Source organism: Nocardia sp. NPDC001965 (genome assembly GCF_053594175.1).
The window spans coordinates 87360-105741 of the sequence record NZ_JBSFDZ010000015.1; the positions used below are offsets into that span (position 1 = coordinate 87360).

The window sequence follows — 18382 nt, forward strand, 5'->3', positions numbered from 1 at the left end:
GGGACAGCATCAACCCAGAAGCCCCTATCGCTCGCTCCGGAAACCGGCACGGGCCGTCGGCGGGACAAGAGCGGGTCGGCCGGTCTACCGGCTACTCGGCCCCGCCGCACCGGCGACCTGATCTTCCGCGCGTAGTTCTTCGACGGTGTTCGCGGCTCCGGGGCGGGGGGCTCCGCCACTGCGCTCCACCAGCGGGAGGGTGCGCAGTTTGTGTTCCAGATGCCATTGCAGGTGGGCCGCGATCAGGCCGCTGGCCTGCCGGCGGGCCGATTCGGGGATCGTTTCGACGCGGTCCCAGCGACCGTGGCGCAGTGCCAGCAGATGGTCGAAGACCGCGGGAGCGGGGGTGACGGCGCCGGGTGGGCGACAGTGGACGCAGACCGCTCCCCCGGCGCCCACATGGAACGCGCGATGCGGGCCGGGGGTGGCGCAGCGGGCGCATTCGTCGACGGCGGGGGCCCAGCCCGCGTAGTCCATGGCGCGCAACAGGAAGGCGTCGAGGATCAATTCGTGGGGCCGCTGCCCCTCGGCGATCGCGCGCAACGCGCCCGCGGTGAGGGTGTGCAGCCGGGGGACGGGGGCACGTTCCTCACCGGCCAGGCGTTCGGCGGTCTCCAGTACGGCGCAGGCGGTGGTGTAGCGGCCGTAGTCGGCGATGATGGCGGACGCGTTCGCCTCGACGGTGTGGACCTGGGTCACGATATCGAGGCTGCGGCCAGGATGGAGTTGGACGTCGACATAGGCGAACGGCTCCAGCCGGGCCCCGAATTTCGATTTGGTGCGGCGCACCCCCTTGGCCACGGCGCGCACGAGACCGTACTGCCGGGTCAGGAGCGTGACGATACGGTCGGCCTCACCCAGCTTGTGCTGGCGCAGCACGACGGCATGGTCACGATACAAACGCACCCGACCAGTCTTGCATGGGTCCGGCCACCTCGCCTCGAGCCGTTCCGGCGCGGCCGCCGCACCTCCGCGGCGGGGTGCACCTGCCAGGCCCGCTCGTCGCGGTTACCCGGCCGGTCGGCGCCAAGGCGTCGCGGGCAGGAAGTGGACGTCGTACCGCTGTTGTTCGGTGAGCAGGCTGTCGAAGTCCGCGTGCCCGTGCTGGATCCGCCCGAGGTGACGGAAGTACTCGAACCGCTGGACACCGGGAGCGAGGACGATGAGCAGGTCCGCCGCCGACCCGGGCGCGGCGCCGAAGGCATGCGGCATACCCGGCGGGACCACGACGAGACTGCCCGCGGGCGCGGTCGCCGACGCGCCGTCGAGGAAGAACTCCGCGGTCCCGGCCAGAACATAGAACAACTCGGCGGACCGCGTGTGATAGTGCGGGCCGGCCCCGTCCGCGCCGACACCGAGGGTGAGCCGGTTCGCGCCCAGCTCGCCGCCGGTGTCTACGGCATCGGCGAGCAGATGGAAAGCCCCGCCGTGGGGTAACTCCACTCTTTCCGCGGTCCCGGCCGGTACGACGAGGGCGTCGGATCCAGAGGACGACATGATGTGCTCCTTCGTTCTGCTGTCGCTCTCAGTGCACACCGGGAAGAAAGCGCGAACCAGACGCAGTTACCACCGGCAGTGATCACGGATCCAGATGAATAGAGGCACGGTGGAACTACGGCAGCTCGAGTATTTCGTCGCCGTCGCCGAAGAGGGCGGATTCGGGCGGGCGGCGCAACGACTCACCATCGTCCAGTCGGCGGTGAGTCAGCAGATCGCCCGGCTGGAAAGAGAATTCGGTGTCCTGCTGCTCGACCGATCGACTCGCCACGTCCGGCTCACCGGCGCGGGCGAACGGCTGCTGGGCGAAGCCCGGCTCGTGCTCGCGGCCACCCGGCGGATGGCCGATACCGCCGCGGATATCGCGACGGGCAGCGACGGCGTATTGCGACTGGGGACCTTGCATGGCCCCGGTAACCGGATGTACCGCGCGCTGGACGAGCTGGCCGCTGTCGCGCCACGCCTGCAGGTCCGGCCCCGGCGGCTGGCACCGGCCGAACGGCTCGCCGCGGTTCGTTCCGGGGAACTGGACGCCGCCCTGGTGCGCGCCCTGCGATATTCGGCCGGCCTCGAAGTACTCGAGGTGTGGGCCGATCCGCTCTATGTGGCGCTACCGGCGGATCATCCGCTCGCGGGAGAGGCCGAACTGCGGCTCGAACAGTTGGGGCAGCTGCCGCTACGCCTGGCCGCCCGGGAATCCAACCCGCCTTTCCACGACCTGGTCACCGCGGCATGCCGGAGCGCGGGGATCGACCCACCTGCGGGCCCGCCGTTCACCACATTGCAGCAGAGCCTCACCGATATCGCCGCGGACCGGCCGTCATGGACGGTGTTCTACGAGGTAGCCGCCCTGCCGACCGTGCACCGGGTAGCGATCCGGCCTCTCGCCGGCCAATCGGTGACGACGTCGCTGGCCGTACCTCCCGGACCGGCGGCGCCCGCCGTGCGGCACCTGCTCGAAGCGCTGCACCGAACGGCGGACGCGGAGCGGAGCGGCCGCGCCTTTCCGGCGTAATGCTTCACCCGCGGCCGAGCGCAGACCTCCACTCGACGGGGAGAGGGCCTCACTCACTCCGGCCGCCGCGCTGTCAGGGCTGCCCAGTCGGCCGATCACCGAGCCGAACCGGGAACGCCGCCGGATCGTTCTGGGTGAGGACCGGCAGATTACCGATCTCGCTCAGCGGCATGGCGCACCGGAGGTCCGGGAAGCGGTCGAAGAGCGCCGGCAGAGCGATCGAGGCTTCGAGTCGGGCCAGGGCCGCGCCGGGGCAGATATGCGGGCCGAAGCCGAACGAGATATTGCGGTTCGCGGTGGGCCGGGTGATGTCGTAGGTGTCGGCATCCGCGCCGTGCAGGTCGCGGTCGCGCCCGATCGCCCGATAGGACATGACGACACCGTCGCCCTTTTCGACGGTGACATCGTCGACGGTGATGTCCTCGGTGGCGAACCGCATCAGCAGGTGGATGACCGGGCCGTCCCAGCGCAGCGTCTCCTCGATCGCGTCCGCCCAGGTGCGATCGCCGGACCGGATCGCCGCCAGCTGTTCCGGATGGGCGAGCAGAGCGCGGACGGTGGTGACGATCAGGCTGACGGTGGTCTCGTGCCCCGCGGCGACCAGCGCCTTCAGGTTGCCGTGCACTTCCGCCTCGGTCAGCGGGGTTTCGCCCGCGGCCACGTCGTGGATGAAATCGGAGGTCAGATCGTCGGCCGGGTGGACCGTCTTCTCCTTGATCAGACCGGTGTAGTAGTCGTCGAGTTCGGCGAAGACCCGCATCCGCTCCTCGTGCGGAGTCAGCAGCGAGAAGAACGCCTTGTACGACTCCAGCAGCATGGTGTGGTCGGAGCGCGGCACCCCCATCAGCTCGCTGACGACCCGCATCGGCAGCGGGTAGGCGAATATCTGCTTCAGATCCACCACCTCGTTCGCGGCACCGGCCGCGGCCAGATCGTCGAGCAGTTCGGCGGTGAACTGTTCGATCTTCGGTCGCAGCGTGCCGAGCCGGCGCGGCGCCAGTGCCCGGGTGGTCTTGATCCGCAGCCGGCGGTGTTCGGCACCGTCCACGGTGAACATGGACCGCCCGGCATCGATCATGCCGATCAACGGCCACGCCCGGGTCACCGCGCCGGACTGCCACAGATTCCACTGCGTGTGATCTTTCACCAGGCGGGTGTCGGTGAGGAGCTGCCTGGCCAGATTGTGCCGGGTCACCGTCCAGGCGGGCGCGCCGAGCAGTTCGATCCGGGCGAGTGCCGGACCTTCGGTGAGGGTGCGGGTCTCGCCCGCGAGATCGGCGACCATCGGGTCGATTGTCAGGGCCGCACTGTGCGGGCAATGCTGGCTCACGAGCCACCTCCAACGGCGGGAACGGGTGTGAAATCGACCGGTAGCGCGGTGAATCCGCGCAGGAAGGGTGACGGCCGCCGGACCAGGGACTCGGCCGCGACGGCGAGATCCAGATCGGGCAACCGGTCGAGCAGGACCTCGATCCCGGTGCGGGCGATGATCTCGGCTATCTGCTGGGCCGGATAGGGGCAGCGGTATTCGCCGTGGCCGAACGCGAAATGCGCGGCATTACCCGAATGGGCGGGTTCGGCGCCGTCGCCGGAGTACTGGCGGATATGCGGATCGGCGTTCGCGGCAGCCAGCCCCAGCAGCAGCATGTCACCGCGCCGCACCAGCGCCTCGCCGAGGCGGGTATCGCGGGAAACCCAGCGCCCGGCCAGGATCTGAGTGGGGGTGTCCTCCCACAGGACTTCGGTCATCGCCTGCCCGATACTGTGCCGGGCGGCACCGAACGCGGCCGCGAACCGGTCGTCGACCAGCATGAGGCGGATCGAATTACCGATCCAGTCGGCAGTCGGCAGATGGCCCGCCGCGGTCACCGACTGCATGTTCAGCACGTATTCCTCGTCGGCGAACGGTTCGGGATGTGCCAGCATCCGCGACACCAGATCCTGCCCCGGTACAGCCTTCTTCTGCGCCAGCAGCTGCTGCATGTACTCGGTGAACCGCTGATAGGCGGCCGGCGCCTCCGGGCCACCGTCGCACAGCGTCTGCATGGTGTGCGCGAGATAGGGGCCGTCCGATTCGGGGACACCCATGATCCAGGCCAGCGTCAGCACTGGTAGCAGTTCGGCGAATTCGGTGACGATATCGGCGTGACCGCGGCCGCAGAACCGGTCGATCAACCCGTCGGCGAGCTGTTCGCAGGCGGTGCGCAGCGCGAACGGGTCCACCGATTCCAGCGCCGGTTCGACCAGGCCCACATGCCGGGCGTGCGCGGCACCTGCGGTGAAATAGATACCCGGTTGCGGCCGGCCGACCATGGGCAGCAGCGGCCAGTCCGGCGGGATCAGCGGCCACTGGTTCCACAGACTCGAATCCCGCGGGAAGAGCAGACCGTCCGTGGTGACCTGGTGCAGTTCCCGGTACCCGATCACCAGCCAGGCCGGGATCCCGCCGATGAGTTCCACCGCGACGACCGGTCCGTGTTCGGACCGCATCCGGGTGTAGAGCAGAGCGGGATCGGTATGGAAACCGGGGCCGTCCAGGGTGACGGCACCGCTCGGGGACACCGGGCAGCCGCCCGGGGACATACCGGTGCTGTAGGCCGGACGGTTCACGACCGTACCTCCGCTACCGCCGGTGGCACCTGCCGTTCGATGAGGTGCTCGACCAGCCCGATCAGCACCTGTTTGCTGGAGGTCCGGGAACGCGCGTCACAGGAGAACAGCCGAACGTGCGGGTCGAGATCGAGGGCGTCGCGGACCTCGTCGAGTGCGGGCGGTATCGGTTCGAAGGAATTGCAGGCCACCACGAACGGGGTGCCCTGGTGTTCCAGCCGATCGATCGCGTACCAGGAATCGCTGATCCGGCGGGGATCGACGAGCACCACCGCCCCCAGTGTCCCGGTGAACAACCGGTCCCACAGGAACCAGAACCGTTCCTGGCCGGGCGCGCCGAACACATACAGCACATATTCCTCGGCGAGGCTGATCCGGCCGAAGTCGAAGGCCACGGTAGTGGTCGTCTTCCCGGTCACCCCGGACAGATCGTCCACGCCGACACCGGCGTTGGTCATCACCGCCTCGGTGTCCAACGGCTGGATCTCGCTCACCGCGCGGACCATGGTCGTCTTCCCGACCCCGAAACCGCCGACGACGACGATCTTCAGGGCGTGCCGCACCGAATTGCTCAGTGGCGCCCGGGCGCGTGTGGGGCGGTCGTCATAGGCTACGGAGTCCAACTAGCACCTTCTCGAGCATGTCGATATCGAACGTGTCACCGTAGGGACCCGTATCCAGGTCGGGATGGCGAACGGTGACTTTGCCTGCGTGCAACAGGTCCGCGACCAGGACCGTCGCGATGCCGATCGGTAGCCGCAGTTCGGCGGCGATCTCCACCACCGCGGTCGGCTGCAGGCACATGGACAGGATCGCCGCGTGTTCGTACTGCATCGCCGCCGCCGGCGCGCATTCGCTGACCACCAGGGTCACCGGATCGAACTCCTCGGTGGTGGGGGCGGCGCGACCACCGGTGAGCGTGTAGAAACGGTCGGGTTCGTCGTCGCGGCCGGGCCGGTTCACAGCAGCCTCGCTCGGCTCCCTCGCGGCGGTGCGGACAGATACTCCCCGACCTGTTCGATCAGCGCCGCCATCTGGGCACCGACCAGGCCGGCATCGGCGTCGTCGTCGGCCAGCACCGCGATCTGGGCGCCCGCGCCGGCGCCGACGATGAACAGGATCCCCCCGTAGAACTCGGTCATCGACTGGCGGACCCCACCGCGGCCGTTGCCGAACTCGGCCGAGGCACTACCCGCCAGCGCCTGCACGCCGGAGGCGATCGCGGCCAGCCGGTCGGCCTGGTCCATGGACAGTCCCGCGGTATGGCACATCTGGATACCGTCCGCCGCCAGCAGTACCGCGTGCCGCGCGCCCGCGGTCTCGCTCAGCAGTCGCTGCAACAGCCAATCCAATTGCGCTGGATCCGATGTCATCGTCATCGATCGTTCTCCCGGTCGGTTGTCATGGAGTGACGGGACAGCCGCCCGGCGTCGTTGCCGGGCGACTGGATCGGTCCGCCGAACGGCTGGGCCTCGTCTCCGGCACGTCCGGTGACCGCCCGCTGGAATGCGCCCAGCGACGACGCCGACGAGCGGTGTCTCGCGGGCGAATCGGGTGCGGCGGCACCGTCGAAGGAGTCGGGATCGGGCAGACCTTCGGGATGCGCGGCCGCCAGCGTGCTGCCCCGGCGCCGCTTGGGCAGAACGGTGGTGGTGGTCGCCTCGGTTTCCGCCGCCGCCACCGGGAACTCACCGAAACTGTGCTGCGGGATGCTGTGCCGACCCGAGACATGCCGGTCCGCTGCGGTGTTCCCGGATCCGAGACGGATGCGGGCCGAGTCGGCCGCGCCGGGATCCGCGGGAGCGGAACGGAAGCGTGCCCCGGTTTCGGAGACGACAGCGAAGGGGCCGGATTCGGGGGCGGCACCGGTGCCGGGGGGCAGGCCGGCCTGCCCGGCGGAATGCCCGGCGGGCAGGGCCGGAGTGACCGGCGGTTCGATCCGGGCGGTGAGTTCCCGGGGAATCATCACGACTGCCGCCGTGCCGCCGATCGCGGACGGGCGGTAACTGACGGTGAGACCGTGTTTGCGGGCCAGCCGGCCCACGACGGCGAGCCCGAAGCGGGTGCCGTTGAGCGAGGAGAGCCCCTCGGCGGCGTCGCCTTCGGTACCGGCGACGGTGAGCTGTGCCCGGTGCAGCGAGGATTCGCTCATCACCAGCCCGCTGTCCTCGATGGTCACCACCAGACCGGCCGGGATCTCCGCGGCGTAGATGTGCACCTCGGTGGTGGGCGGAGAGAACCGGCACGCGTTGTCGACGAGTTCGGACAGCGCGTGGATGACACCTTCGGCGGCGTGCCCGGCGATGGCGATATCGACGATCGCCCGCAACCGCACCCGCTGATATCCGCCGACCCGGCCGATGGCCGCGCGCAGGATACGTTCCATGACAATGGGTTTGGCCCAGCGCCGACCGGTGCGCGCACCGCTGAGAATGGCGATACTGTCGGCCAGCCGCCCGGCCTGCGCGGTGGCGTGATCCATCTTCAGCAGATCGGCCAGCACCGGCTGATCGGCGTATCGATGTTCCAGATCCTGCAGGCTCGCCAGCATGCTGGTGGTCATGGCCTGCATCCGGCCGGCCGCGTTCGCCAGTGCCGCGATGGCGGCGAGGCGGCGGCGTTCACTGGTCGCGCTGATCTCTTTCTCCGCCGCCACGGCCTGTTCGGCGGTCGCGGCGCGGCGCTCGATTCGCACCAGGTGGTCGAGTATTTCGCTGTTGCGGCGCTGTTCGGCGGTGAGGGCCGCGCGGAAGTACACGGCCGTCGCGACCGCCGTGCAGGCCGCGACCACCGCGACCGAAATCCAGACGGCCGTGATCATCCGGTCCGCGGGTGTCACCGAGAGAATGGCGGCGGCGAGAAGCCCGATACCCACGGTGACCGAGATCCCCAGGGCCAGCGCCGGAGCCAGCAGCTGCCGTCGGCTCATCCCCCCGGCCGAGGCCACCGGCACGGATTCGTACATAGGTCGGGTACCCCCCGCTCGTGCTTGGTCGTGCCGACCCAAACCCGAGCCCGCATCCGGCACCACATCGTGCCCGTTACCGAATCGTCGGACGAAAAATGGTTTCACTCCGACCGATTCGGGTACGGGCCGAAGCATATCGGTCTGGTCCAACCTCCGCCACTGGGAGAAAGCCGAACCTCGGCTAACTTCCAGTGTCGGGAAAGGGTCGGCCGATGCGCCGTCCGCAGGCCTCAGAAACCCAGTTTGCCCAGCTGCTTGGGGTCGCGCTGCCAGTCCTTGGCCACCTTCACGTGCAGATGCAGATAGATGCGACTGCCGAGAATGTGCTCGATCTGTTTGCGCGCGTTCGTCCCGACCTCTTTGAGCCGGGCGCCCCCCTTGCCGATGACGATCGCCTTCTGGCTCGGCCGCTCCACGTACAGCAGCGCGTGCACGTCCAGCATGTCCTCGTTCTCCTCGCGCGGAAGAACTTCCTCGATCACCACCGCCAGCGAATGCGGCAGTTCGTCGCGGACCCCCTCCAGCGCCGCCTCCCGGATGAGCTCGGCCATCAGGGTTTCCTCGGGCTCGTCGGTGAGCTCCCCGTCGGGATAGAACGCCGGACCCGGCGGCATCTGGGAAGCGATCACATCGACGAGGACCTCGATCTGCTCGCCCTTGGTGGCCGAAACCGGAACCACCTCGGTTTCGGGCCCGAGCAGCTCGGAGACCGCCATCAACTGGCGGGCGATCTGGTCCCGGCTCACCTTGTCGATCTTGGTGACCACACCCAGCAGCGTGGTCTTGGGTGCCATCTGCCGGACCTGCTGCACGATCCAGCGGTCCCCCGGACCGATCTTCTCGTCCGCCGGGATACACAGCGCGATCACATCCACCTCGGAATACGTATCGCGCACCAGATCGTTGAGCCGCTGACCGAGCAGCGTCCGGGGCCGGTGCAGGCCCGGGGTATCGACCAGGATCAACTGGGTGTGCTCGCGGTGCACGATGCCGCGGATGGTGTGCCGGGTGGTCTGCGGCCGCGAACTCGTGATCGCGATCTTCGCACCCACCAGTGCATTGGTCAGCGTCGATTTGCCGGTATTGGGCCGGCCGACGAAACAGACGAAACCGGAACGGAACTCCCCCTCGGCGGGATCAGGCATCGGTCGCCTCATAGCCCTCGGCGATATCGAACACCGCGCCGGACGCGTCGGCGAAGATGATCTTCGCGCCCGCGGCGACCTCCCGCACCGCGGCCACTCCGGCATCCGCGAACTTCCCGCCGATCACCACCGCGGCCTCGAAACCCTCCGCACCACTGGAGATCGCGGCCGCCACCGCCGACTGCAGAGCCGTCAGCCGCAGGGCCTGCAACGCGACCTCCCCGGCAGCATAGGTACGGCCGTCGGTATCGCGGATCGCCGCACCCGCCGACCCACCCGTGCGACCGAGCGCGCCCCGGGCGAGCACCAGCAACTTGTTGTCCTCGGCATCCAGCTCACTCATCGCCTGCTCCCTCGTCCTGCCGGGTGGACGGGTGTTCCCGCTCCGATCCCGGATCGGTATCCGTATTCTGCTCGGGCGCCCGCCCCACCACGACGGTGTGCACCCGTACGCGCCCGCGCGCGTCGGCCCCGCCCTCGCCGCGCAACTCCAGACCGTGCGCGACCACCTCGGCGCCCGGCAGCGGCACCCGCCCCAGCTCGTGTGCGAGCAGCCCGCCGACGGTGTCGACCTCCTCCTCGTCGATCGGCAGCCCGTACAGGTCTCCCAGATCGGCGATCGGCAAACGCGCCGACACCCGGTACCGGCCGGGTTCGATCTCCTCGATGGGTGGCGTCTCATCGGTGTCGTATTCGTCGGCGATCTCACCGACGATCTCCTCGAGCACATCTTCGATGGTCACCAGACCGGCGATCCCGCCGTACTCGTCCACCAGCAGCGCCATATGGTTGCGCCGCCGCTGCATCTCGTCGAGCAGATCGTCGAGCGGTTTGGAATCGGGCATGAACACCGCATCGCGCATGACCTCGCGCACCCGGACGCTGCGCCCGCGATCGGCGTAGGGCACCAGATCCTTCAGGTAGACGACGCCGAGAATATCGTCGACGTTCTCGCCGATCACCGGGATCCGGGAATGCCCACTGCGTACGGCCAGCGACATCGCCTGCGCCACCGATTTGTCGGTCTCGATCCACACCATCTCGGTGCGCGGCACCATCACCGCGCGGGCCGCAGTGTCCCCGAGCTCGAACACCGACTGGATCATCCGGCGCTCGTCGTCGGCGACCACCCCGCGTTCGCGCGCCATATCGACCACTTCGCGCAATTCGATCTCCGAGGCGAACGGGCCGTTACGGAAGCCCTTGCCCGGGGTGATCGCGTTACCGAGCAGGATCAGCAGCCTGCTCACCGGCCCCAGCAGGGCACCGATGAACTGCAGCGGCAACCCCGCGGCCAGCGCGATGGTGTAGGCGTGCTGCCGCCCCAGGGTGCGCGGCCCCACCCCGATCACCACATAGGAGACCAGCACCATCACCACCGCCGTCACCAGCAGCGCCCAGCCGCTGTCCATGAAACTGCTCAGCGCGGCGGCCAGCAGCACGGTCGCGGTGATCTCGCACAGGATGCGCAACAGCACCATGAGGTTGACGAACCGGGGCCGGTCGTCCACGATCCGGCTCAGCCGCACCGCACCGGGCCGGTCGCTGCGTGCCATATCGTCGAGCCGGGCCGGTGACAGGGTGTTCAACGCCGAATCCACCGCGGCGAAGACACCACCGACAGCAGCGAGCAAAACGGCGACCAACAGCAGGGTCATCTCGTTCACGCGTGTGCGTCACCCGGCCAGGAGCGATTGTCCTCCGGTGCCGCGAAACCTGTTTTGCCCAGCAGCCGGGCGTCCCGGGCGGCCAGTTCGGCCCGCCGCTGCTCCTCCCGCAGTTCCTCGTACCACTGTTCGAGCAATCGGCCCTGCAGGGCGAACATCTCCTTCTCCTCGGCCGGTTCCGCATGGTCGTATCCGAGCAGATGGAGCACTCCGTGCACCGTGAGCAGGGCGAGTTCGTGATCGAGCGAATGACCGGCCTTGGCGGCCTGGTCCAGCGCGAATTCCGGGCAGAGCACGATATCGCCCAGCATCGACGGACCCGGTTCGGGACTGTCCGGCCGGCCACCCGGTTCGAGCTCGTCCATCGGAAACGACATCACATCGGTCGGACCGGGCAGATCCATCCAGCGCATGTGCAGATCGCTCATGGTGTCGAGATCCACCAGCACCATGGACAGTTCGGCGGCCGGGTGCACGTCCATCCGGTCGATCACGAACCGGGCGACACCCACCAGGTCTTCTTCGGGCACTTCCATGCCCGACTCGTTGGCGATCTCGATACTCACCTGGTCAGCCTAATGGGTCCCCCCGGACACAGCCCATCCACACTCCGCGCCCGCCCGCGCCGAACGCGGAGCTACGCACACAGCGCACGCCCGGACCGAACCCACAGGTACGCACGACGCGCACGACCGCAGCGAACCCACAGGTACGCACGACGCGCACGGCCGCAGCGAACGCGAAGGTACGCCGAGGCCCACCACAACCGGCACTATGGACGACCGGTCACCACACGAACGCGCACGGCCGCAGCGAACGCGAAGGTACGCCGAGGCCCACCACAACCGGCACTATGGACGACCGGTCACCATACGAACGCGCACGGCCGGAGCGAATGCGGAGGTACGCCTATTGCCGCGCCGTCCGGCTCGCCGCCCGCCGTTGCGCCCGGTTCCCCGACATATGCGGCGGGCCCACCGGCGGCCTGGCCTCGGCCTCGAACTTCTCGTACGCGTCGACGATATCGGAGACCAACCGGTGCCGGACCACATCGCTGCTGGTGAGCTGGGCGAAATGGATATCCTCGATACCGGTGAGAATCTCCGAGGCCGCCCGTAAGCCGGACCGCGCACCGTGCGGCAGGTCCACCTGGGTGACATCACCGGTCACCACGATCTTCGAGCCGAACCCGAGCCTGGTCAGGAACATCTTCATCTGCTCGGCGGTCGTGTTCTGCGCCTCGTCCAGAATGATGAACGAATCGTTGAGCGTGTTGTGGGTGAGTAGGAAATCCTCGGTCACGTACAGCGAATCCTGCGCGGCGACCTGGATGCAGACTGCTTCTTCGGTTCCGGCGGGCTCGATACGATCGATGAAACGCATGGGCCGGCCGCCACCGGCCGAATACTTCGCCGCTTTACGTGCGAGGCGGAATGGTTCGATCCCGGCAGGTAGCCGGATGTCGACGGTGTGGGCATCGTGCCGGTGCAACACCGGGCGCCCGTTGGCCGGTCCCGGCTTGCGACCTGCGGCCGGTTTCGTCCCCGTGTAGGCGATACCGCCGAGGGAACGCACCAGGAACACGATATCGTCGCGGAGCCGATCCGAGACGGTGCAGAACTGGATACGGCAAGTCCGGCCCTCCGGCACAACCGGTCCTCCGCCGGAGTCCAACAGGCCCTGGAGTACGCCGAGACGCACCGAGGCGTCGTTGTTCAGGTACAGCTCGGGTACGAATTTCGTGCTCGAGCGCGTGCCTGCGAGCCCCAGCCGACGCGCAACACCGGTGATCGGGTTCTCCAGTGTTATGACTTCGCCTGGCTGCCGGTCTCGTTTCAATACGTAGTCGACCTGAGAGGTTCGCCGGACCACGATGCCGGGCACCGCCTGTACCAGCATCTCGACCAGTTCTGGATCCTCGGTCGAGAACTCGGGTGTCGTGCTACCGGTCAGGCATCCGTCGCCCAGGAGCAGACCCAGCGCGTAGGGGTCCATCGGGACCGGGCGAGCCGGGAGACAGACCGGTTCGCTGAGCAGCGGGAGCTCATAGCGGTGACAGTGCGCGGCACGCAGATTGCCGACCATCTCCTTCGTCTCCAGTACCCGCGCGGGCTTGTTCCGGCGACGATCATCTCGCGTGTACACCGACCACAGATGATCCGCGGACGCGAGGGTGGATGCGCCATCCTGGGTATGGACCCGATAGATCTCCTTCGAGCCCTGCGGGAAAACCCCCAGCACGTGGGTGGGACGGCCGTCCGAACCGATTACGAGGTCTCCGACCTCCAGATCGCCGATCGGTCGGAAGCCCTCCGGAGTCAGCACCTTGGTGAAAAGTGGTTGAGCACGGCCACGCATGTACGCCAGCGGCGCGACCTCTATGACCCCGGCGGCCATCAGCTTGGGAATGGCCTCCGGATCCATCATGTCGTGCAACGCGTCGTAGAGCGGCCGCAGATACGGGTCGATCTTCTCGTTGAGGGTGCCGGGCAGGAACCCCAGCCGCTCCCCCGCCTCGACCGCGGGACGCGTGAGAATGATCCGGTTGACCTGTTTGGTCTGCAGTGCCTGCACCGCCTTGGCCATGGCCAGATAGGTCTTACCGGTACCGGCCGGACCGATACCGAAAACGATCGTGCTCTCGTCGATCGCATCGACATAGCGCTTCTGATTGAGCGTTTTCGGGCGGATCGTCTTACCACGCCGCGAGAGGATGTCCAGGCTCAGCACCTCGGCGGGAGCTTCCGAACTTCCCTCGGTGAGCATCGAAACGGTATGCCGCACCGCCTCGGGGGTGATCACCCGATTGCGGCCGGTCAGCGCGACCAGTTGCTCCACGACCCGCTCCGCCAGCGCCACCTCCCCCGCCGCCCCGGTGAGGGTGACCAGGTTGCCACGTACATGGATATCCGCGGCGAGCAGACTCTCCAGTTCACGGAGGTTCTCGTCGGCGGAGCCCAGGAACGGGAAAACCGATTCGGGAGCGAGCTCGATGCTGGAACGAACGGTGCGTGCCGCGGGCCCCGCGGCCCCGACCCCGGCCGCGGAGGGGTTCTGATCGCCGATATCGCCTTGTGATCGCACGTAGTCGCTATGGCCTGCTTTCCGGTCTCGGAGCTGCGGTGACGCGCCGCTGGTGGAACTGGTTGCGAACGGGAGTCGCTGCCCAGAGTCTAACTCCCGGCCCCGACAGGTCCCAGTGGAATTTCGCCCGGCCACCGCGCCGAAGACCTGCACCACCGGATGTCCGGTCGCTCGTCACCACCGCGAAGTGAGCGCTCCGAGTGCCCCCAGCGCCACCGCGGCGGCGGTCGAGGTACGCAACACCGTCGGACCCAGCCGCACCACTTCGGCACCTGCCCCGGCCAACGCGGCCAGTTCTGCCTCATCGAGGCCGCCCTCGGGGCCGACGATCACAGTGACCGCCGACGCGGAACGCCAAGGGAGCCCCGTGAAGGTCGCGGTGCCCGATTCGTGCAAGGCCGCCACCACCGCGCCCCGCGCCGTCGCGGCCCGGACCGCGTCCACCACCTCCGACGTGCGCTGCAGGGCTGTGACCTCGGGAATGTAGGCGCGCCGCGACTGGCGGGCGGCGGCTCTGGCCGCCGATCGCCATTTGGTCACACCCTTGTCCGCTTTGGCCTCCCAGTTCGAGACACAGCGCGCAGCCTGCCACGGCACGATCACATCCGCGCCGGCCTCGGTCATCAACTCGACCGCCAGCTCCGAACGCTCCGATTTCGGCAGTGCCTGAACCACGGTGACCGCCGGCGACGCGGGAACCGCGCGCCGCCGGTCCCGGACCAGCAGATCGAGCTGATTCTTCTGCGCGGCAACGACTTCCGTCTCCGCCACCACGCCCCGGCCGTCGGAGAGCGTAATAGCCTCCCCGGCCCGGATCCGGCGCACGGTGGCCGCATGCCGCCCCTCCGCGCCGTCCAGTACCGCGACAGCCCCGGGCTCCGGGATCTCGTCGAGGTAGAAGACCGTCGCGGCCACCGGGTCAGCGTCCGCTGAAGGAGGCGCGCAGACGGGCGAACAAACCGCTGTTGTGCTCGGATTGGGCCGACATCACCTCGGCCTTGTCCTTGACCCGCAAGCCCTTGTACTTACGCAGCAGATCGGTCTGCTTACTGTCCAGCTTGCTCGGCACCACGATATCCAGATGCGCCATCAGATCGCCGCGCGCGCTCGACCGCAGGCGGGGCATCCCGTGCCCGCGCAGTACCGAGATCTCCCCCGGCTGCGTACCGGGACCGATACTCAGCTCGGTCGGGCCGTCCATGATCGTGTCGATCACCACGGTCGTACCGAGCGCCGCGTCCACCATCGGCACCCGGACGGTGCAGTGCAGATCGTCACCGTCGCGCACGAACACGTCGTGCGGCTGCTCCACGATCTCCACGTACAGGTCACCGGCATGCCCGCCACCGGGACCCACCTCGCCCTGAGCGGCCAGCCGCACCCGCATACCGTTGGCCACCCCGGCCGGAATCGGCGCCGCGATCTCCCGGCGCGCCCGCACCCGGCCGTCACCACCACATTTGTGGCAGGGATCCGGGATCGTCTCACCGGCACCCCGGCACGTCGGGCAGGGACGCGAGGTCAGCACCTGGCCGAGGAACGACCGCTGCACCGACTGCACCTCACCGGCGCCGCCACAGGTCTCGCAACGCACCGGGCTGGAATTACCGTTGGTACCCGCCCCCTGGCACAGATCGCACAGGATGGCGGTATCGACGGTCAGATGCTTGGTCACCCCCACCGCGCATTCGGCCAGACTCAGCCGAGTGCGCACCAGCGAATCCGCGCCCGGCTGCACCCGGCCGCGCGGCTTGCGCGCGTTACCACCGGCGCCTCCGCTCATCCCGCCGAAGAAAGCCTCGAACACATCACCGAGGCCACCGAAACCGGCGCCACTGAAACCGCCCGCGCCGCCACCGGCATCCAGCGGGTCACCGCCCATATCGACGATGCGCCGCTTCTCCGGATCCGAGAGCACCTCGTACGCCGCGGAGACCTCTTTGAACCGGGTCTGCGCCGCCTCGTCCGGGTTCACATCGGGATGCAGTTCGCGAGCCAGTTTGCGATACGCGCGTTTGAGCTCTTGGTCGGAGGCATCCCTGCCCACACCGAGCAATCCGTAGTAGTCCCGTGCCACTTGAGTTCTCTTAGTCCTTGGTCGCTGTCCACGGCTCCGGCTCGCAAGGCCGGCCGCGTGGCTCCTGATGGGTGAGCCGCCCGCCCGTGAGGTTAGTCTGGTCGACTCAACTTTATATCGGCGGAGAACACGAGCGTAACAGCGAGGCTGTGTTTGCCTGCCCCGCCTCCGGCGGGGCGGGGTCGGGCCCTCGTGACCCCGGTTCTTCACTCCGGCGCTCAGTCGCTGCGCTCCTTCGCTCTGTCGCTCCAGAACCGGGGCGGGCCCGACCACTGAGGTCGACCATCCGGAGCAGGACAATGCGTGCTGATGCACCGGTCGGGCTGCTGGGCAAACCTCCAGCGCGATGGGTGTTCGACGATCGGTGGTGCGGGAGTTCCATCGCACACGCGATCGGTTCCCACGACAGTTCTCGCGGGCGGGAAGCGGGTGGCGATTCAGCGTTCGGCGAGTACTTCGCCGATATAGCGGGCGACGGCCGCTACCGAGGCGATGGTGCCGGGGTAGTCCATGCGGGTGGGGCCGAGGACACCCATACCGCCGAGGACCGCGCCCGCGGAGCCGTAACCGGTGGTGACGACCGAGGTACCGCGTATTTCCTCGACCTGTGTCTCCTCGCCTATGCGCACCGTCACCATGCCGGGCTGCTGGGCGGCGGCGAGCAGTTTGAGGACCACGACCTGCTCCTCCAGCGCTTCGAGCACATTGCGCAGGGAGCCGTGGAGACCGAAATCCCCGGCATTGCGGGTCAGGTTGGCGGTACCGCCCAGTACGAGGCGTTCCTCGGGATGTTCGACAAGTGTCTCGACCATGACCGTCGACACCTTTATCAGTACATCGCGCAGTTTGGGTGGTGCCTGTTCGGGCAGTTCGGCGACCGCGGCGGAAGCGGCGGCGAGACGTTTACCGTCCATGGCGGCACCGAGCATGCCGCGCAGGGCGGCCAGATCCTCGTCGTCGACCACGGTGCCGAGTTCGACGATCCGCTGATCGACGCGGCCGGTGTCGGTGATCACCACCAGCAGCAGCCTGGCAGGGTTCAGTGCGACCACTTCCAGGTGGCGCACCGTGGACGCGGAGACCGTCGGGTACTGGACTACCGCGACCTGCCGGGTCAGCTGCGCCAGCAGCCGCACCCCGCGGCGCAGCACATCGTCGAGATCGACCCCCGACTCCAGGAACTGCATGATCGCCTTGCGTTCGGCCACCGAGAGCGGCTTCACCTCGGCGATCCGGTCCACGAACTGGCGGTAACCCTTGTCGGTGGGGATACGGCCGGAACTGGTGTGGGGCTGGGCGATGTAACCCTCGGCCTCCAGGACGGCCATATCGTTGCGTACGGTCGCACTGGAAACACCCAGGTTGTGCCGTTCCACCAGGGTTTTCGAACCGATCGGCTCCTTGGTGGAGACATAGTCGGCGACGATCGCCCGCAGGACCTCGAAGCGCCGATCCTCGGTGCTCGACATCGACCCCACCTCCTAGCCTTGCCGCGCGTCGATGTGGTCGTCCGGCGCACCGCGTCCTGTGGATCCGGCGCACGTACCACCGGGTCCGTTACCCAGTGTAATTGCGCCGGACGAATTCACCCGGTGCCGTCGTAGCGCGCATGTTAGCGTCGGAGCCGCATGATCAAAGATACACAGAGGGGGGAATTCCGCGTGATCGATGATCCGTCCCGGGGCGGCGCCGACCTGGCCCGGTGGGCCGAGGAGATGGAACGCAAGTCGCAGCGCTACCAGGTGGTGCAGACCCGGATGGCGCAATTGGCGGTGACGATCACCTCCAGCGACAAGAGTGTCGTCGTGGTCGTCGACGCGAACGGTGCACCGACAGATATCCGCTTCACCGACGGTATCCGCCGCAAAAGCCCGGCAGCGTTGTCGGCCGAGGTGATGGAGTGTCTGCGCCGGGCCCGCGAAACGCTGGTCGGCGAGGTGACCGCCACCATTCGCGAGGTGGTGGGCGACGACTCGATCGGCGCGAACATCATCAAACAGTACGAGGACCGGTACGCCGCCCCGGAAACCGCCGCGTCCGCTTCCCCGACCGCGCCCGCCGCGCCGGATCCCATCTGGTCACAGCAGCCGCCCCCGCCGCCGCATCCCGTCCCGCCCGGATCACCGGCCGCGCCGCAGCCACCGCGGACATCACCGTCACCGGTACCACCCCCGGCTCCCCGGCCCCCGGTCGCGCCGGAAGCCGCGCCCCCGCGGCCCTCGGCACCACCGGAACAACTACCGGTTGCTTCGTCGCTGATCCCCGATGTCGAAGACGAGGAAGGCGAATACTATCGCCGCACCTCGTGGCTGGTGTGAG

The 18382-nt window shown here is 68.2% G+C and carries 18 protein-coding genes; 2 read left to right on the forward strand and 16 right to left on the reverse strand.

Going from position 1 to position 18382, the window contains the following annotated elements; all coding sequences use genetic code 11:
* Positions 1–84: 84 nt before the first annotated feature.
* Together recO and ACWCPQ_RS21385 are read right to left on the reverse strand one after the other, a co-directional pair.
* Positions 85–906 carry a DNA repair protein RecO gene (gene recO / locus ACWCPQ_RS21380; protein ID WP_449901469.1) on the reverse strand — a complete coding sequence of 274 codons (822 nt, stop codon included), beginning with the start codon at positions 904–906 and terminating at the stop codon, positions 85–87.
* Between the two features lie 102 nt (positions 907–1008).
* Positions 1009–1497, reverse strand: a complete 489-nt coding sequence (locus ACWCPQ_RS21385) for a cupin domain-containing protein (RefSeq protein WP_449901471.1) — start codon at positions 1495–1497, stop codon at positions 1009–1011.
* A gap of 94 nt (positions 1498–1591) precedes the next feature.
* On the opposite strand from ACWCPQ_RS21385, the gene ACWCPQ_RS21390 reads away from it, so the two are divergent.
* Entirely contained in the window at positions 1592–2512 is a 921-nt protein-coding gene (locus ACWCPQ_RS21390; protein ID WP_449901473.1) for a LysR family transcriptional regulator, read from the forward strand.
* Positions 2513–2585: 73 nt separating this feature from the next.
* On the opposite strand, the gene ACWCPQ_RS21395 is transcribed toward ACWCPQ_RS21390, so the two are convergent.
* From ACWCPQ_RS21395 to hrcA, 14 genes are all read right to left on the reverse strand, one after another.
* Positions 2586–3797: a cytochrome P450 family protein gene (locus tag ACWCPQ_RS21395; RefSeq protein ID WP_449901474.1), complete on the reverse strand. Its 1212-nt coding sequence runs from the start codon at positions 3795–3797 to the stop codon at positions 2586–2588.
* A gap of 41 nt (positions 3798–3838) precedes the next feature.
* Positions 3839–5095, reverse strand: coding sequence for a cytochrome P450 (locus ACWCPQ_RS21400; protein ID WP_449901596.1), 1257 nt, complete (start codon positions 5093–5095; stop codon positions 3839–3841).
* Between the two features lie 23 nt (positions 5096–5118).
* The gene (locus tag ACWCPQ_RS21405; protein WP_449901476.1) at positions 5119–5745 is read right to left on the reverse strand and encodes a GTP-binding protein; all 627 of its coding nucleotides are present in this window, start codon (positions 5743–5745) and stop codon (positions 5119–5121) included.
* Positions 5726–6085, reverse strand: coding sequence for a DUF742 domain-containing protein (locus ACWCPQ_RS21410; RefSeq protein WP_449901477.1), 360 nt, complete (start codon positions 6083–6085; stop codon positions 5726–5728). Before ACWCPQ_RS21410 ends, ACWCPQ_RS21405 begins: the two co-directional genes overlap by 20 nt.
* The gene (locus tag ACWCPQ_RS21415; protein WP_030523153.1) at positions 6082–6495 is read right to left on the reverse strand and encodes a roadblock/LC7 domain-containing protein; all 414 of its coding nucleotides are present in this window, start codon (positions 6493–6495) and stop codon (positions 6082–6084) included. Before ACWCPQ_RS21415 ends, ACWCPQ_RS21410 begins: the two co-directional genes overlap by 4 nt.
* Before the next feature lie 2 nt (positions 6496–6497).
* A complete protein-coding gene (locus tag ACWCPQ_RS21420; RefSeq protein WP_449901479.1) occupies positions 6498–8087 on the reverse strand; it encodes a sensor histidine kinase in 1590 nt (529 codons plus the stop codon).
* Positions 8088–8320: 233 nt separating this feature from the next.
* On the reverse strand, positions 8321–9235 hold the full coding sequence (era, locus tag ACWCPQ_RS21425) for a GTPase Era (RefSeq protein WP_449901481.1): 915 nt from the start codon (positions 9233–9235) through the stop codon (positions 8321–8323).
* Positions 9228–9578: a cytidine deaminase gene (locus ACWCPQ_RS21430; RefSeq protein WP_449901483.1), complete on the reverse strand. Its 351-nt coding sequence runs from the start codon at positions 9576–9578 to the stop codon at positions 9228–9230. The genes era and ACWCPQ_RS21430 overlap by 8 nt, the downstream gene beginning before the upstream one ends.
* On the reverse strand, positions 9571–10893 hold the full coding sequence (locus ACWCPQ_RS21435) for a hemolysin family protein (protein WP_449901597.1): 1323 nt from the start codon (positions 10891–10893) through the stop codon (positions 9571–9573). Before ACWCPQ_RS21435 ends, ACWCPQ_RS21430 begins: the two co-directional genes overlap by 8 nt.
* Before the next feature lie 5 nt (positions 10894–10898).
* Complete coding sequence (gene ybeY, locus ACWCPQ_RS21440) at positions 10899–11468, reverse strand: rRNA maturation RNase YbeY (RefSeq protein ID WP_449901485.1); 570 nt, start codon at positions 11466–11468, stop codon at positions 10899–10901.
* Between the two features lie 343 nt (positions 11469–11811).
* Positions 11812–13968 carry a PhoH family protein gene (locus ACWCPQ_RS21445; protein ID WP_449901600.1) on the reverse strand — a complete coding sequence of 719 codons (2157 nt, stop codon included), beginning with the start codon at positions 13966–13968 and terminating at the stop codon, positions 11812–11814.
* A gap of 192 nt (positions 13969–14160) precedes the next feature.
* Complete coding sequence (locus ACWCPQ_RS21450; RefSeq protein WP_449901487.1) at positions 14161–14901, reverse strand: 16S rRNA (uracil(1498)-N(3))-methyltransferase; 741 nt, start codon at positions 14899–14901, stop codon at positions 14161–14163.
* A gap of 4 nt (positions 14902–14905) precedes the next feature.
* Positions 14906–16063 carry a molecular chaperone DnaJ gene (dnaJ, locus tag ACWCPQ_RS21455; RefSeq protein WP_449901490.1) on the reverse strand — a complete coding sequence of 386 codons (1158 nt, stop codon included), beginning with the start codon at positions 16061–16063 and terminating at the stop codon, positions 14906–14908.
* A 437-nt stretch (positions 16064–16500) separates the two neighbouring features.
* On the reverse strand, positions 16501–17532 hold the full coding sequence (gene hrcA, locus ACWCPQ_RS21460) for a heat-inducible transcriptional repressor HrcA (RefSeq protein ID WP_449901493.1): 1032 nt from the start codon (positions 17530–17532) through the stop codon (positions 16501–16503).
* A 192-nt stretch (positions 17533–17724) separates the two neighbouring features.
* On the opposite strand from hrcA, the gene ACWCPQ_RS21465 reads away from it, so the two are divergent.
* The gene (locus ACWCPQ_RS21465) at positions 17725–18381 is read left to right on the forward strand and encodes a YbaB/EbfC family nucleoid-associated protein (protein ID WP_449901494.1); all 657 of its coding nucleotides are present in this window, start codon (positions 17725–17727) and stop codon (positions 18379–18381) included.
* The last annotated feature ends 1 nt before the right edge of the window (position 18382 follow it).

Excerpts from the sequence above, each read along its gene's own strand:
- ACWCPQ_RS21435 (WP_449901597.1), bottom strand. The coding sequence starts at position 10,893 with ATGACCCTGCTGTTGGTCGCCGTTTTGCTCGCTGCTGTCGGTGGTGTC.
- ACWCPQ_RS21430 (WP_449901483.1), bottom strand. The coding sequence starts at position 9,578 with ATGAGTGAGCTGGATGCCGAGGACAACAAGTTGCTGGTGCTCGCCCGG.
- era (WP_449901481.1), bottom strand. The coding sequence starts at position 9,235 with ATGCCTGATCCCGCCGAGGGGGAGTTCCGTTCCGGTTTCGTCTGTTTC.
- ACWCPQ_RS21415 (WP_030523153.1), bottom strand. The coding sequence starts at position 6,495 with ATGACATCGGATCCAGCGCAATTGGATTGGCTGTTGCAGCGACTGCTG.
- ACWCPQ_RS21400 (WP_449901596.1), bottom strand. The coding sequence starts at position 5,095 with ATGTCCCCGGGCGGCTGCCCGGTGTCCCCGAGCGGTGCCGTCACCCTG.
- ACWCPQ_RS21395 (WP_449901474.1), bottom strand. The coding sequence starts at position 3,797 with ATGGTCGCCGATCTCGCGGGCGAGACCCGCACCCTCACCGAAGGTCCG.
- ACWCPQ_RS21390 (WP_449901473.1), top strand. The coding sequence starts at position 1,592 with ATGAATAGAGGCACGGTGGAACTACGGCAGCTCGAGTATTTCGTCGCC.
- ACWCPQ_RS21420 (WP_449901479.1), bottom strand. The coding sequence starts at position 8,087 with ATGTACGAATCCGTGCCGGTGGCCTCGGCCGGGGGGATGAGCCGACGG.
- hrcA (WP_449901493.1), bottom strand. The coding sequence starts at position 17,532 with ATGTCGAGCACCGAGGATCGGCGCTTCGAGGTCCTGCGGGCGATCGTC.
- ACWCPQ_RS21385 (WP_449901471.1), bottom strand. The coding sequence starts at position 1,497 with ATGTCGTCCTCTGGATCCGACGCCCTCGTCGTACCGGCCGGGACCGCG.